11 protein-coding genes are annotated in these 14391 nt (G+C 75.9%); 7 read left to right on the top strand and 4 right to left on the bottom strand.

Features of this window, described 5'->3' with window-relative positions:
* Positions 1-48: 48 nt before the first annotated feature.
* From AAHH18_RS11295 to bsh, 3 genes are all read left to right on the top strand, one after another.
* The gene (locus tag AAHH18_RS11295; protein WP_343301716.1) at positions 49-1170 is read left to right on the top strand and encodes a glycerol dehydrogenase; all 1122 of its coding nucleotides are present in this window, start codon (positions 49-51) and stop codon (positions 1168-1170) included.
* A gap of 149 nt (positions 1171-1319) precedes the next feature.
* Complete coding sequence (locus tag AAHH18_RS11300; protein ID WP_343301694.1) at positions 1320-2636, top strand: alpha-amylase family protein; 1317 nt, start codon at positions 1320-1322, stop codon at positions 2634-2636.
* A 116-nt stretch (positions 2637-2752) separates the two neighbouring features.
* The gene (bsh, locus tag AAHH18_RS11305) at positions 2753-3700 is read left to right on the top strand and encodes a choloylglycine hydrolase (RefSeq protein ID WP_343301695.1); all 948 of its coding nucleotides are present in this window, start codon (positions 2753-2755) and stop codon (positions 3698-3700) included.
* A 19-nt stretch (positions 3701-3719) separates the two neighbouring features.
* Here the strand turns inward: bsh and topA are convergent, their stop codons facing one another.
* Both topA and AAHH18_RS11315 read right to left on the bottom strand, forming a co-directional pair.
* Positions 3720-6485, bottom strand: a complete 2766-nt coding sequence (gene topA / locus AAHH18_RS11310) for a type I DNA topoisomerase (RefSeq protein ID WP_343301696.1) — start codon at positions 6483-6485, stop codon at positions 3720-3722.
* A gap of 157 nt (positions 6486-6642) precedes the next feature.
* Positions 6643-7644 carry a phosphatase PAP2 family protein gene (locus AAHH18_RS11315; RefSeq protein WP_343301697.1) on the bottom strand — a complete coding sequence of 334 codons (1002 nt, stop codon included), beginning with the start codon at positions 7642-7644 and terminating at the stop codon, positions 6643-6645.
* 183 nt (positions 7645-7827) lie between these two features.
* Here AAHH18_RS11315 and AAHH18_RS11320 point away from each other — a divergent pair, with 183 nt between their 5' ends.
* The 3 genes from AAHH18_RS11320 (at position 7828) to AAHH18_RS11330 (ending at position 10599) form a co-directional block, all read left to right on the top strand.
* Complete coding sequence (locus AAHH18_RS11320) at positions 7828-8208, top strand: VOC family protein (protein WP_343301698.1); 381 nt, start codon at positions 7828-7830, stop codon at positions 8206-8208.
* A 73-nt stretch (positions 8209-8281) separates the two neighbouring features.
* The gene (locus AAHH18_RS11325) at positions 8282-9016 is read left to right on the top strand and encodes a response regulator transcription factor (RefSeq protein ID WP_283319448.1); all 735 of its coding nucleotides are present in this window, start codon (positions 8282-8284) and stop codon (positions 9014-9016) included.
* Positions 9013-10599 carry a sensor histidine kinase gene (locus AAHH18_RS11330; RefSeq protein WP_343301699.1) on the top strand — a complete coding sequence of 529 codons (1587 nt, stop codon included), beginning with the start codon at positions 9013-9015 and terminating at the stop codon, positions 10597-10599. Before AAHH18_RS11325 ends, AAHH18_RS11330 begins: the two co-directional genes overlap by 4 nt.
* Positions 10600-10618: 19 nt before the next feature.
* Here AAHH18_RS11330 and AAHH18_RS11335 read toward each other — a convergent pair whose 3' ends face one another.
* Together AAHH18_RS11335 and radA are read right to left on the bottom strand one after the other, a co-directional pair.
* Positions 10619-11626 (bottom strand): hypothetical protein, encoded by a 1008-nt coding sequence (locus AAHH18_RS11335; RefSeq protein WP_343301700.1) that lies wholly within the window; start codon positions 11624-11626, stop codon positions 10619-10621.
* A gap of 124 nt (positions 11627-11750) precedes the next feature.
* Positions 11751-13193, bottom strand: coding sequence for a DNA repair protein RadA (gene radA, locus AAHH18_RS11340; RefSeq protein WP_343301701.1), 1443 nt, complete (start codon positions 13191-13193; stop codon positions 11751-11753).
* Between the two features lie 115 nt (positions 13194-13308).
* Between radA and disA the strand changes: the two genes are divergently transcribed.
* Positions 13309-14385, top strand: coding sequence for a DNA integrity scanning diadenylate cyclase DisA (gene disA, locus AAHH18_RS11345; RefSeq protein ID WP_283319443.1), 1077 nt, complete (start codon positions 13309-13311; stop codon positions 14383-14385).
* Positions 14386-14391: the final 6 nt, after the last annotated feature.

Raw genomic sequence — 14391 nt, forward strand, 5'->3', positions numbered from 1 at the left:
CGAGGAGGAGCCGTGTCCGCAACCCTGGACCACCTGCCCGTCCGCACGATGATCAGCCCCGGCCGCTACGCGCAGGGGCGCGGCGCGATCGAGCGCCTCGGGGAGCTGGTCGAGCCCATCGGCCGCACGCCGCTCGTCGTCGCCGACGACATCGTGTGGTCGTTCGTCGGCGAGGCCGTCTCGCGGTCGCTCGAGGCGGCGGGGCTGCCGCTGACGCGCGACGGCTTCGGGGTGTACGCGACCGCGGCGGCCGTCGACGGCATCGCGGCCCGCATCCGGGAGACGGGCGCCGACGTGGTGGTGGGCGTCGGCGGCGGCTCGACGCTCGACGCGGTGAAGGCGGCGGGCTTCCTCACCGGCATCCGGTGGGTGTCCGTGCCGACCCTCGCCTCGACGGACGCGCCCTGCTCCGCGCTGTCGGTCATCTACGACGAGGGCGGCGCGTTCGAGGAGTACCGGTTCTTCCCGCGCAACCCCGACCTGGTGCTGGTCGACACGCAGCTCGTGGCCAACGCCCCGGCGCGCTTCCTCGTCGCGGGCGTCGGCGACGCGCTCGCCACGTGGATCGAGGCGCGCGCCGTCGCGCGCACCGACGCCACGACGATGGCCGGCGGGCTGCCGACGGCGACCGGCACGGCGCTGGCCCGCCTGTCGTGGGACATCCTCTGGGAGCACGCGCTGCCGGCGGTCGCCGCCGTGCGGGACCACCTCGTGACGCCGTCGGTCGAGAAGGTCGTCGAGGCGAACACGCTGCTGTCGGGGCTCGGGTTCGAGTCGGGCGGCCTCGCCGCGGCGCACGCGATCCACAACGGCCTCACCGCCGCGCCGCAGACGCACGGCCTCACGCACGGGCAGAAGGTCAACATCGGCTCGGTGACGCAGCTCGTGCTCGAGGGGGCGCCGGTCCAGGAGATCCGGGACTTCGTCGAGTTCACGACGCGCGTCGGCCTGCCGAACACCCTCACCGAGGTGGGGCTGTCCCCCGACGACGTCGACGACCTCACGCGCGTGGCGCAGGCCGCCACCGCCGAGGGCGAGACGATCCACGCCATGCCGTTCACGGTGCGGGTGCCGGACCTGGTGGACGCGCTGCGCTCGATCGAGGGCTTCTCGCGCGGTGTGCGGGCCGACGCCGGGCTGCCCGAGCCGGTGCCGCACCGGGCGCACTGAGGGCCGCGCCGGGCGGGCCCGCGGTGCCCCCGCCGGACCCGCCCGGGGCGAGGGCGCCCGCGCGGCCGCCCGTCCCGGCGCCCCGGCCGCCGAGGTGACACCGGGCCGCGGGCCTGCGAGTCTGCACGGGGACGGACGAAGGAGGCACGATGGCGCCCGCGTGGGTGGAGCACGCCCTGTGGTGGCACGTCTACCCGCTGGGCTTCACGGGCGCCGAGCCGGCGGCGGACACCGCCACGCCGGTCACGCACCGCCTCGCGCACGTCGAGCGCTGGCTGGACTACCTGGTCGACCTGGGGCTGAACGGCCTCGCGCTGGGCCCCGTGTTCGCCTCCGCCACGCACGGCTACGACACCGTCGACCACCTGCGCGTCGACCCCCGGCTCGGCGACCGGGCCGACCTCGACCACCTGCTCGCGGCGGCGCACGACCGCGGCGTGCGCGTGCTGCTGGACGGCGTCTTCAACCACGTCGGCGACCAGCACCCGCTGTTCCGCGCCGCGCTGGCGGGCGGCCCCGGGTCCCCGGAGGCGGAGCTGTTCCGCATCCGCTGGGCCGACGGCGAGCCGGACTGGGACTGCTTCGAGGGCCACCGCTCCCTCGTCACGCTGAACCACGACTCGCCCCGCGTCGTCGACCTGGTCGCCGACGTCATGACCCACTGGCTGGACGCCGGGGCGGACGGCTGGCGCCTCGACGCGGCCTACGCGGTGCCGACGGCCTTCTGGCGGCAGGTCACGGACCGGGTGCGGGCCGCCCACCCGGACGCGTACCTGATGGGCGAGGTCATCCACGGCGACTACCCCGGGTTCGTCGCGGAGTCCGGGGTCGACTCGGTGACGCAGTACGAGCTGTGGAAGGCGATCTGGTCCTCCGTCGTCGACCGCAACTGGCACGAGCTCGCGTGGACGCTCGGCCGGCACGACGCGTTCCTCGACGCGTTCGTGCCGTACACGTTCGTCGGCAACCACGACGTCACGCGCATCGCCAGCCGGGTCGGCGACGCGACGCTCGCGGGCCACGCGCTCGTGGTGCTCATGACCGTCGGCGGCACCCCGGCGGTCTACTACGGCGACGAGCAGGCGTACCGCGGCGTGAAGGAGGACCGCGCCGGCGGCGACGACGCGGTCCGCCCGCCGTACCCGGCCACGCCGGAGGACCTCGCGGCCCCGGACGACGCGCCCGACGGCCGGCCCGCGCACGACCGGCACGCCGCGCTGATCGGCCTGCGGCGCCGGCACCCGTGGCTCTACACCGCCCGCACGCGCGTCCTCGAGGTCACCGGCACCCGGCTGGCGTACGAGTCGCGCGCCGCCGACGGGTCCGCGGCCCTGCTCGTCGCCCTGAACCTCGACGACGAGGAGTGGCCGTTCGCGCCGCCCGCCGGCGCGCGGCCCGTCGCGTCCGGGGGCGCACCCGGCGCGGGTGGCGTCGCCGGCCGCGGCTGGGCGGTCTGGGAGGCGTAGCCCCCCCCGCGCGGACCGGTGCCGGGAGGCACATGCTGGGGAGGCGAACCCGGCCGCGCCGCGCCACCGACGACGCGGCACCCGGCGGCCGGGCGCACCGGACAGGGGGCCACGAGATGTGCACAGGGATCAGGTTCACGGACGGCGACGGTCACCTCTACCTCGCCCGCAACCTCGACTGGACCAGCGGCTACGGCGAGGGGGTCGTCCTGACCCCGACGGGGTACGCGCCCCGCTCGCCCTTCGGCGCGGTGCCCGAGATCCGCCACGCGGTCATCGGCACGGGCATCGTGGAGGCGGGCGTGCCGCTCTACTTCGACTGCGGCAACGACGCCGGCCTCGCGGTGGCCGGCCTGAACTTCCCGGGGTACGCCTCGTACGCACCGGGCCCGGTGGACGGCGCGACGAACGTCGCCGCGTTCGAGCTCCCGCTCTGGGTGGCCTCGCAGTTCGCCACGGTGGACGAGGTCGCCGCGGCGCTCCAGGACGTCGTGATCGTGGACCGGCCCGTCAGCGAGCGGTTCCCGAGCTCGATGCTGCACTGGATCATCGGCGACGCGGACCGCGCCGTCGTCGTGGAGCAGACCGCCGACGGCCTGCACGTGCACGAGGACGACGTCGACGTGCTGACCAACCAGCCCGGGTTCGGGTGGCACCACGAGAACCTGCGCAACTACCTCAACGCGTCGCCGGAGTTCCCCGGGGAGCTGGTGCTCCGCCGCGCGCACCTCGTGCCGTTCGGCTCCGGGTCGCACATGCGGGGCATCCCGGGCGACTACTCCTCGACGTCCCGGTTCGTGCGGGCGGCCTACGTCCACGCGCACTACCCCGAGCAGGACGGCGAGGAGGCCAACGTCAGCCGCGCGTTCCACACGCTCCAGCAGGTCGCGATGGTGGACGGTGCCGCCGCGATGGACAGCGGGGAGTTCGAGAAGACGATCTACACCGGGCTGTTCTCGGCGCGCACCGGCACCTACTACTGGAACACCTACGACGAGCCGGCCATCCGCAGCGTGCGGATGGCCGACCACGACACCACCGGGACGGAGCTGGTCACCGCGTAGCGCCCACGGGACCGCCCGGCTACTTCTTCGACGCCGCCTTCGCGCGCGGGGCCGCCTTGCGGGCCGGCTTCTTCTTCGGCGCCTGCGCGCGCTTCTCGGCGAGCAGCTCGACCGCCTGCTCGGGCGTGATCGACTCCGGCGTCACGTCCCGCGGCAGCGTGCGGTTCGTCTCGCCGTCGGTGACGTACGCCCCGAACCGGCCGTCCTTCACCACGATCGGCTTGCCCGAGGTCGGGTCGTCGCCCAGCTCCCGCAGCGGCGGGGTGGCCGTCGCGCCGCGCCCGCGCTTGGGCTGCGCGTAGATCGCCAGCGCCTCGTCGAGCGTGGTGGTGAAGATCGCCTCCTCGGACGGCAGCGTGCGGGAGTCGGTGCCGCGCTTGAGGTACGGCCCGTACCGGCCGTTCTGCGCGGTGATCTCCAGCCCGGTCTCCGGGTCGGTGCCCACGACGCGCGGCAGGCTCAGCAGCTGCAGCGCCTCGTCGAGCGTGATCGTCTGCAGCGACTGCGACTTCAGCAGCGAGCCCGTGCGCGGCTTCGGCAGCGCCGCGAGCGCCTTCTTGCGCGCGGCCGCGGACAGCCCGGGGTCGAGCTCCGGCTCGGGCAGCAGCTCCGTCACGTACGGGCCGTAGCGGCCGTTCCTCGCCACGACCGTGTGCCCCGTCGCCGGGTCGGCGCCCAGCACCAGGTCGCCCTCCGGCTGGGTCTCGAGCAGCTCGCGGGCCTTCTCGACGGTCAGCTCGTCCGGCGCCAGGTCGTCCGGCACCGACGCGCGCCGCGGGGTGCCGTCCGGGCCGGGCTCGCCGGCGGAGTCCTCGATGTACGGGCCGTAGCGACCCACGCGCAGCGTGATGCCCTCGCCGATGTCGATCGAGTTCACCTCGCGGGCGTCGATCTCCCCGAGGTTGGCGACGAGCTCGCGCAGGCCGTCCCCGTCCGGGCCCTCGGCCGCGGCCGAGCCGAAGTAGAACCGCGTCAGCCAGTCGACGCGGTCCTTCTGCCCCGCCGCGATGGCGTCGAGGTCCTCCTCCATCGAGGCGGTGAAGTCGTAGTCGACGAGCCGGTCGAAGTTCTCCTCGAGCAGCCGCGTGACGGCGAACGCCAGCCAGCTCGGCACGAGCGCCTGGCCGCGGGACGTCACGTAGCCGCGGTCCTGGATGACGGAGATCGTCGCCGCGTACGTGGAGGGCCGGCCGATGCCGCGCTCCTCCAGGGCCTTGACCAGGCTCGCCTCGGTGTAGCGCGGCGGCGGCGAGGTGCGGTGGCCGTCGGCGGTGAGGTCGGAGGCGGTGACCGGGTCGCCCTCGGCCATCTGCGGCAGCCGGGTCTCCCGGGCGCCGCCCTTCTCGCCGCCCTCGGCGTCCGCCGCGTACCGCTCGACGTCCCGGCCCTCCTCGTACGCCGCGAGGAACCCGCGGAACGTGATGACGGTGCCGGAGGCCGCGAACACGGCGTCGGTCGGCGCGCCCGCGTCGGGCCCCCCGGAGGCCGCGGGCGCGGGGACGGTCGCGGCGATCCGCACCGAGGCCGTCGAGCCGCGCGCGTCCGCCATCTGCGACGCCACGGTGCGCTTCCAGATGAGCTCGTACAGGCGGAACTGGTCGCCGGACAGCTCCCCGGCCACCTGGGCGGGCGTGCGGAAGTCGTCGCCGGCGGGACGGATCGCCTCGTGCGCCTCCTGCGCGCCCTTCGCCTTCGAGGCGTACACGCGCGGCTTGTCGGGCACGTGGTCGGCGCCGTACAGCTCGGCCGCCTGGCGCCGCGCGGCGTCCACGGCCTGCGTGCTCAGCGTCGGCGAGTCGGTCCGCATGTAGGTGATGTAGCCGTTCTCGTACAGCGACTGCGCGGTGCGCATCGTCTGCCGGGAGGCCATGCGCAGCTTGCGGCTGGCCTCCTGCTGCAGCGTCGACGTCGTGAACGGCGCCGCCGGGCGGCGGGTGTACGGCTTGGTCTCGAGCGACCGCACGCCGAACGCCGCGCCGTCGAGGGCCGTCACCCACGCCCGCGCCGCGGTCTCGTCGAGGTGCACGGGACGGCTCGCACCGCTGCCCCGCAGCACGCCGTCGTCGCCGAAGTCGCGGCCCGTCGCCACACGCCGCTCGCCGAGCTGCACCAGCCGGGCGTCGAACGTCGGCTCCGCGGCGTCCTGCACCGCGAACGTCGCCGTCAGGTCCCAGTAGTCCGCCGCGACGAACGCCATGCGCTCGCGCTCCCGCTCGACCACCAGGCGTGTCGCGACCGACTGCACGCGACCGGCCGACAGGCCCTGGCGGACCTTGCGCCACAGGACCGGGCTGACCTCGTACCCGTACAGCCGGTCGAGGATGCGCCGGGTCTCCTGGGCGTCCACCAGCCGGTCGTCGAGCTCGCGGGTGTTCTCCAGCGCGCGGGCGATGGCCTCCCGGGTGATCTCGTGGAACACCATGCGCTTGACCGGGACCTTGGGCTTGAGCTCCTGCAGCAGGTGCCACGCGATGGCCTCGCCCTCGCGGTCCTCGTCGGTGGCGAGGTAGAGCTCGTCGGACTCCTTGAGCAGGCGCTTGAGCTCGGCGACCTTCTTCTTCTTGTCGGAGTCGACCACGTAGTAGGGCTCGAAGCCGTTGTCGACGTCGACGGCGAACTTCCCGAAGGGCCCCTTCTTCATGTCCGCGGGCAGCTCGCTCGGCTGCGGCAGGTCACGGATGTGCCCGACGCTCGCCTCGACCTCGTACTCGTCGCCGAGGTACCCGGCGATCGTGCGCGCCTTGGCGGGCGACTCCACGATGACCAGCTTGCGACGTGACGACATGCGCTCCTGCTTCCTCAGAACTGCCCGGTGCCCGGCGCGGTGCCGGGCTCCCGGGGCGACCGTGCCCCACCGTGCCCCCGCTGCGGCGGCCGGCTCCGGTGCTCAGGTCCGGTCCGGTCGGGCGACGACAGGATGCCACCCCCCGTGCGGGGGAACTCTACGACGTCCGTCCTGCACCGGCCGATCCCGCGGTCGCCGCCCGGCGCAGCACGAGCAGCACGGCGGACGACGCGGCCGCGACCGCGACGATCCCCAGGGCGCCGCCGCCGTAGGACGTCAGCAGCTCCGCGCGGCCGCCCACCGGGTCGGCGGACAGCCACGTGCGGCGCAGCGCCACCACGGCGAGGGCCCCCGCGACGACGGCGACGGCACCGAGCAGCGCGAGCGCGACCGAGGTGGCCGCGCGGTCCGCCGCGACGGGTCCCCGCGTCCCGGCCGTCACGGTGCGCACGGCCGCGGTCGGCGGGGTCCGCTCCCCCGCGGGCTCCCCGCCGAGCGCGAGCAGCGCGCACCCCACGGCGCCCCACGCGAGCACGACGAGCAGCCCGGCGACGACGTCCGACGGCCGGTGCCACTGCCCCACGAGGGTGCTCACCCCGGTCGCACCCGCGTAGCCGGCGCCGAGCACCGCCACCCAGGGCCGGACGCGGGGCGGCACCACCAGCAGCAGGGCGGCGGCCACGGAGGCGGCGGCGGTGGTGTGGCCGCTCGGCAGCGTGTTGAACTCCGGTCCGTGCCCGAGCTCGGGGCGGTCGAGCACCAGGACCTTGAGCACCCGCGTCGTCAGGTTGGCGCCGCCGAGCACGACCGCCGCCACCACGGCGAGGCCCCAGCGCCGCCGCACGACCGCGATCGCGGCGCACCCGAGGACGGCGGCGGCGATGAAGCCCACCGACACGACGTCGAGCACCGGCCCCGCGACCTCCCAGAGCCGGTTCTGCCCGATGTGCGCGCCGTCGAGCGACGCCTGGTCCACCGCCTGGCCGTGCTCCGTCCCCACGAAGACGGCCCAGGTGACGCCGATGCCCGCGCTCGCGACCAGCGCCACGAGCAGCGCGAGCAGGGCGCGGCCCACGGCCGGGCCCCGGGCGCCGCGGACGGGCGCGAGCGGCTCGGGCTCGGGGCGTGCGGGCGGCACGGCGGTGGCGGGGCGGGACACCCGTCCACGGTAGGGGAGGGCACCCACGCCGCGCCGCGCGGGTCGTGCACGCGCACGATTCCTCCACCAGCCCCGCCGGGGTCGCCGACGGGGCGCCGTCGCAGGGCGCGGGCGCGGGGGCTTCCCGGGGGCGCCCGCAGGGTCCACGCTGGGACCGGGACGCACGACGACGAGGAGGCTGCCGTGCTCGACCTCAGCAAGGGCTTCAGCGGGTACTCGGTGGCGGACGTGCCCGCCGCCCGGGCGTTCTACGCGGACGTGCTCGGCCTCGACGCGCAGGAGCGGGACGGGATGCTGTGGCTGCACCTGGCCGGCGGCCGCGACGTGCTGCTGTACCCGAAGGGCGATGCGCACGCGCCGGCCGGGTACACGGTGCTCAACTTCCCGGTGCCGGACGTGCCGGCGGCGGTGGCCGAGCTGCGAGGGCGTGGCGTGCAGTTCGAGCGCTACGAGGGCACCCCCGTGCAGACCGACGAGGACGGCGTGTTCCGCGGCGGCGGTCCGCTCATCGCCTGGTTCACCGACCCGTCCGGCAACGTGCTGTCGGTGATCGAGGAGGACTGACCTCCGCCGATGCTCAGGTAGCTCACAGGCGCGCGGCAGGTGGGGCCCAGGTGGCGGCACCATGCTCGGCCGCATGACGACCTCGACCCTGCAGCGCGACGCCCTCACCCGAGCGGACGGCCAGCCGGTCCGCGCCCTCGTCGTCGACGACGAGCCCACCCTGGCGGAGCTCCTCGCGACGGCGCTGCGCTACGAGGGCTGGTCCGTCGAGCACGCCCTGACCGGCCACGGCGCCGTCAAGCAGGCCAAGACGTTCGACCCCGACGTCATCCTGCTCGACGTCATGCTGCCCGACCTGTCCGGCCTGGAGGTGCTGCGCCGCATCCGCGCGACCCACCCCACGGTCCCCGTGCTGTTCCTCACCGCGAAGGACGCCGTCGAGGACCGCATCGCCGGGCTCACCGCCGGCGGCGACGACTACGTCACGAAGCCGTTCAGCCTCGAGGAGGTCGTCGCCCGGCTGCGCGCGCTGCTGCGCCGGGCCGGGGCCGTGGCCGACCGCGAGGAGGCCGTTCTGGTCGTCGGCGACCTGCGCATGGACGAGGACTCGCACGAGGTGTCCCGCGGCGGCGACGACATCCGGCTCACCGCGACGGAGTTCGAGCTGCTGCGCTACTTCATGCGCAACCCGCGGCGCGTGCTGTCGAAGGCGCAGATCCTCGACCGCGTGTGGCAGTACGACTTCGGCGGCCAGGCCAACATCGTCGAGCTCTACGTGTCCTACCTGCGCCGCAAGATCGACAAGGGGCGCGAGCCGATGCTCCACACGCTCCGGGGCGTCGGGTACGTGCTCAAGCCCGCCCCGTGACGGCCGCGCCGGCGCGGTCCCGGTGGACGCTCCGCCGGCGGCTCGTGGTGGTCGTCGTCGCGCTGCTCGCGGTGGTCGCCGCGGTCATGGGCCTCGTGTCCACCCTCGCGCTGCGCTCGACCCTGGTCCAGCAGATCGACGACCGGCTCGAGTCCGCGAGCAGCCGCGCCGCCGCCGCACCGGGCCGGCTCGGGGGCGACCGCGCGGACGACCTCGGGGACGGCGGGACCACGCCCTCGGACGACGCCACGCGCCCCACACCCCTGCCCGAGGGGGAGGACGACGACGTGCCCCCGGCGTTCGGCCTGCCCGGGCAGGACGTCGGCACCGTGGTCCTGTTCCAGCGCGCCGACGCCTCCGCCCTCCAGGCGGGCTACCTGGACGACTCCGGGACGATCCGCCCGCTGACGGACGCGCAGACCGACGCCCTCCTGGACCTCACGCCCGACGGCACCGTGGACACCGTCGTGCTGCCCGACCTCGGGGAGTACCGCGTCGTCGCGGTGGTCACGGAGGGCGGCGACACCTCGGTCACCGCCCTGCCGCTGGAGTCCGTGACCGCCACCGTGGACCGCTACGTCGTCGTCGAGCTGGCCGTCGCCGCCGTCGCGCTGCTGCTCGCCGCCGCGTCCGCCACGGTGCTGGTGCGCCGGGAGCTGCGGCCCCTGGACCGGGTGGCCGCGACCGCCGCGCGGGTGTCCGAGATGCCGCTGTCGCGCGGCGAGGTCGACATCCGCGAGCGCGTGCCCGAGCGCGACACCGACCCGGCCACCGAGGTCGGCCAGGTCGGCGCCGCGCTCAACCGGATGCTCGGCCACGTGGAGTCGGCGCTCGCCGCACGGCACGAGTCCGAGACGCAGGTCCGCCGGTTCGTCGCCGACGCCAGCCACGAGCTGCGCACCCCGCTGGCCTCCATCCGGGGCTACGCCGAGCTCGTGCGGCGCCTGCCGGACGACCTGCCGGACGACGCCGTGCGGGCGATGCACCGCGTCGAGTCCGAGGCGCGGCGCATGACCGGCCTGGTCGAGGACATGCTGCTGCTCGCGCGGCTCGACGCCGGCCGCGACCTGGACGTCGGGGAGGTCGACCTCGCGGCGCTCGCCGTGGACGCCGTCGCCGACGCGCACGTCGCGGGCCCCGACCACGTGTGGCTGCTCGACCTGGGCGGCGCCGACGACCCCCGGGACGACGAGGCGGACCAGCCCGGCGCCGTGGTGCTCGGCGACGAGCACCGGCTGCGTCAGGTCCTGGTCAACCTGCTCTCGAACGCCCGGGTGCACACACCCGCCGGCACCACCGTCGTCGTGTCCGTGACGGCGGACGGCGACGACGTCCTGCTGCGCGTGGCCGACGACGGTCCCGGCATCGCCGAGCCGCTGCGCTCCCGGTTGTTCGAGCGGTTCGCCCGCGGGGACGCGTCACGGAACCGTGCCGCCGGCTCCACGGGCCTGGGCCTCGCGATCGTGCACGCCGTCGTCGCGGCGCACGGCGGAGCCATCGAGGTCGACGGAACTCCCGGGCGGACGACCTTCACGGTGCGGTTGCCCGGCCCCGGCGCGCGGAGCGGCCCCGCCACCCCGTGACCCGGGCGGCGGCGCGCGGTCAGAGCGGGTAGGCCGCGTACAGGTTGCGGATGTCGGCGGCAGGTCCGGTGAGCCGGAACACCGCCGTCCCGTTGCTCCACACCGCCACGCCGGTGCCGTCGCCGGCGTCGACGACCGTGACCTCGCCCACCGGCTCCCCGTCGACGACGACGTCGTCCGCCAGGAGCACGGCGGGACCGTCGCCGGTCGCACCGGCCGACGGGGCGTCCGTCGCCGGGGCGGTGGCCGTCGCGTCGTCGCCGGACGCGTCGTCGGCGCCGGCCGGGAGGGCGTCCCGGAGGCCGGCCAGCACGGCGGCGGCCTCCTCGGCCGTCTCCCACTGGCCCGCCCGCACGGTGACCGTCCCGGACCCGCCGTCGGAGTACGTCTCCGACCACGCCTCGAGGGCGTCGGCACCGAGCCACTCGTCGTCCGGGGCGGACTCCGTGAGCGCGTACTGCAGCAGCGTGGTGGGCAGCGCGGCGGCGAACGGGGTGTCGGCCTCGCGGGCGACCGGCGTCTGCGTGGTGGTCGGCGACGGCAGCGTGACGACGGGCGCGGGTCCGGCCGCGGGCTCGTCGTCGCCGCCGCCCAGCAGCAGGGCCGCGGCGATCCCGCCGCCGACGAGCACGACGCCCGCGACGACGGCGCCGATCACCAGGGCCCGACGTCGCCCGGACCGGGCCGGGGTGTCGTCCGCCCCGTCGCCGGCGGGGGCCTCCGGGGTACCGGACGGCCGGCCCGCGCCGGCCGGGGACGCGGAGCCAGTCCCGGACGCCGGGGGCGTCGCGGCCGGCACCGCGGCGTGCGCGCCGCTGGCCGGGCGCGGGTCGGCGCCCGCCGGGGCCGCCGGGGTCGGGGCGGGGTCGCCGTCGCCGGCGTGCGCCGCCCTGCGGGAGCGCCGCGCCGTCGGGGAGCCACCCTCCTGCGCGGAGCCGCCGTCCGACAGGGAGGGCCACCGGACCCCGCCGTCGCCCGCCCGCGACGCGTCGCCCGCGTGCGGCTCCCGGCCGTCGGTGTCGCTCATGCCCGTGCTCCTGCCGCTCCGCTCGTCCCGGACGCCGCCGCGGCGGCCGTCCGGAGGTTCCGCGGCAGCCTACTGTCCGGCGAGGCGACGGTGTCGGACCCCTCGTCCGTGCGTCACGGGGCGGTCAGCCCTCCGCGTCCGGGGCGGCGCCCGCGTCCGTCCGGCTCCCGCGTCCCCGCACCGCGTCCGGTCGCGTGAGCCGCACCGCCTCCGCCAGGTCGGCCGCCTGCGCGACGCGCATGCCGTCGGGCACCTGCGCGGGCTCCACCGACCCGGCGGGCACCACCGCGTGCGTGAACCCCAGCCGGGCGGCCTCGGCCAGCCGGCGGGCCGTGCCCGTCACCGCGCGGATCTCCCCCGCCAGGCCGACCTCGCCGATCGCGACGAACCGCGGCGGCAGCGCCACGTTCTCCCGGCTGCTGACGGTCGCGAGCGCGAGCGCCAGGTCGGCCGACGGCTCGACGACGCGCGCCCCTCCCACGGTCGACACGTACACGTCCTGGTCGGCGACGCGCAGGCCCGCCCGGCGCTGGAGCACCGCCAGCACCATCGCGAGCCGCGAGCCGTCGACCCCGCTGGTCGTGCGGCGGGGGTTCGCGAGCATGCTCGGCGCGACGAGCGCCTGCACCTCCGTGGCGAGCGGGCGCCGCCCCTCCAGGGTCACGGTGACGCACGTGCCCGGGACGTGGTGCCGCTCGTGGGAGACGAACAGCCCCGACGGGTCCGCGAGCCCGACGATGCCCGTCTCGGTGAGGTCGAAGCACCCGACCTCGTCCGTGGGGCCGAACCGGTTCTTGGTGGCGCGCAGCAGCCGCAGGCGGGAGTGCCGGTCGCCCTCGAACTGGCACACGACGTCGACGAGGTGCTCGAGCGTGCGCGGGCCGGCCACCGCGCCGTCCTTCGTCACGTGCCCCACGAGCACCACCGGCAGGGCGCGCTCCTTGGCGGCGGCGATGAGCGAGGCGGCCACCTCCCGCACCTGCGCCACCCCGCCGGGCGAGCCCTCCACGGCGGCCGACGCGACCGTCTGCACGGAGTCGAGCACCAGCAGGTCCGGCTCGGTCTGCGCGAGGTGGCCCAGGATCGTCCCGAGGTCGGTCTCGGACGTGAGCAGCAGGGTGCTCGCCAGCGCGCCGATCCGCTCCGCGCGCAGCCGCACCTGGCCGGCCGACTCCTCCCCCGTCACGTAGAGCACGGTCCGGCCGCCGGTCGCCACCCGGCTCGCGACGTCGAGCAGCAGCGTCGACTTGCCGACGCCCGGCTCGCCCGCGAGCAGGACCACCGCGCCCGGGACGAGACCCCCGCCCAGCACCCGGTCCAGCTCCCCCACCCCGGTCGGCCGCGACCGACTCGCCTCGACGTCGATCTCTGCGATGGGCCGCGCCGCGCCGCGCACCGGCACCTGCACCGCCGTCCGCGGTGCCGCGCCGCCGGGCCCGGTGTCCTCGGAGACCGAGCCCCACGTCTGGCACTCCCCGCACCGCCCGACCCACTTGGAGGTGGTCCAGCCGCACTCCGCGCAGCGGAACGCGGGGCGCGCGGCCCGGGCGGAGGTGGTGGTGGTCACGCGCGCCACGCTAGCCGCCGCCACCGACACGCCCGCCCCGGCCGTGACCTCATCGCAACGTCCGCGGGCCGGGCGGGTCCCCGCGCACCGGCCACCCTCCCCGTAGGATCGCGCCGTGCCCACGACCACCCCGCCGGACGACCTCCTGCGGCACACGCTGGCCGCGGTCGCCCCCGGCACGGAGCTGCGCGACGGCCTGGAGCGGATCCTGCGCGGCCGCACGGGCGCGCTCATCGTGCTCGGCCGCGACGCGACGGTCGAGAGCATCTCGTCCGGCGGGTTCGAGCTCGACGTGGAGTTCTCCGCCACCCGGCTGCGCGAGCTCGCCAAGATGGACGGCGCGATCGTCATGGACCCCGGCACGGCGCGCATCGTGCGGGCCGCCGTGCAGCTGCTGCCCGACCCGACCATCTCGACCTCCGAGTCCGGCACGCGCCACCGCACGGCCGAGCGGGTCGCCAAGCAGACCGGCCTGCCCGTCATCTCGGTGTCCGCGTCCATGCGGATCATCGCGCTGTACGTCGGCGAGCAGCGCCACGTCCTGGAGAACGCGGACGCGATCCTGTCGCGCGCGAACCAGGCCCTCGCCACGCTCGAGCGGTACAAGTCCCGGCTCGACGAGGTCAGCGGCACGCTGTCCGCCCTCGAGATCGAGGACCTCGTCACCGTCCGCGACGTGTGCGTGGTCGTGCAGCGCCAGGAGATGGTCCGCCGGATCTCCGAGGAGATCGCCGGCTACGTGGTCGAGCTCGGCACCGACGGGCGCCTGCTGTCGCTCCAGCTCGACGAGCTGACCGGCGGCATCGGCTCGGACAGCGAGCTGGTGATCCGCGACTACCTGGACTCCAGCCGGCGGGACGCCGAGGTCATCCAGACGGCGCTCGCGGCCCTCGACTCCACCGAGCTGCTCGACCTCGCGCTGATCGCCCGGGTGCTGGGCCTGCCGTCGGGCGTCGAGATGCTCGACGCGGCGACCGGTCCGCGCGGCTACCGCCTGATGTCGAAGGTGCCGCGCCTCCCGGCGGCGATCGTCGACCGGCTCGTGGGCCACTTCAGCGGGCTGCAGAAGCTGCTGGCCGCGAACATCGACGACCTCATGGCCGTCGACGGCGTCGGCGAGCAGCGGGCGCGCGCCGTGCGCGAGGGGTTGTCGCGGCTCGCGGAGTCGAGCATCCTCGAGCGGTACGTCTAGCGAGGC

This window comes from Cellulomonas olei (genome assembly GCF_039548315.1).
Classification (GTDB): Bacteria; Actinomycetota; Actinomycetes; order Actinomycetales; family Cellulomonadaceae; genus Cellulomonas.

Excerpts from the sequence above, each read along its gene's own strand:
- AAHH18_RS11325 (WP_283319448.1), top strand. The coding sequence starts at position 8,282 with ATGACGACCTCGACCCTGCAGCGCGACGCCCTCACCCGAGCGGACGGC.
- AAHH18_RS11300 (WP_343301694.1), top strand. The coding sequence starts at position 1,320 with ATGGCGCCCGCGTGGGTGGAGCACGCCCTGTGGTGGCACGTCTACCCG.
- topA (WP_343301696.1), bottom strand. The coding sequence starts at position 6,485 with ATGTCGTCACGTCGCAAGCTGGTCATCGTGGAGTCGCCCGCCAAGGCG.
- AAHH18_RS11295 (WP_343301716.1), top strand. The coding sequence starts at position 49 with ATGATCAGCCCCGGCCGCTACGCGCAGGGGCGCGGCGCGATCGAGCGC.
- AAHH18_RS11335 (WP_343301700.1), bottom strand. The coding sequence starts at position 11,626 with ATGAGCGACACCGACGGCCGGGAGCCGCACGCGGGCGACGCGTCGCGG.
- bsh (WP_343301695.1), top strand. The coding sequence starts at position 2,753 with ATGTGCACAGGGATCAGGTTCACGGACGGCGACGGTCACCTCTACCTC.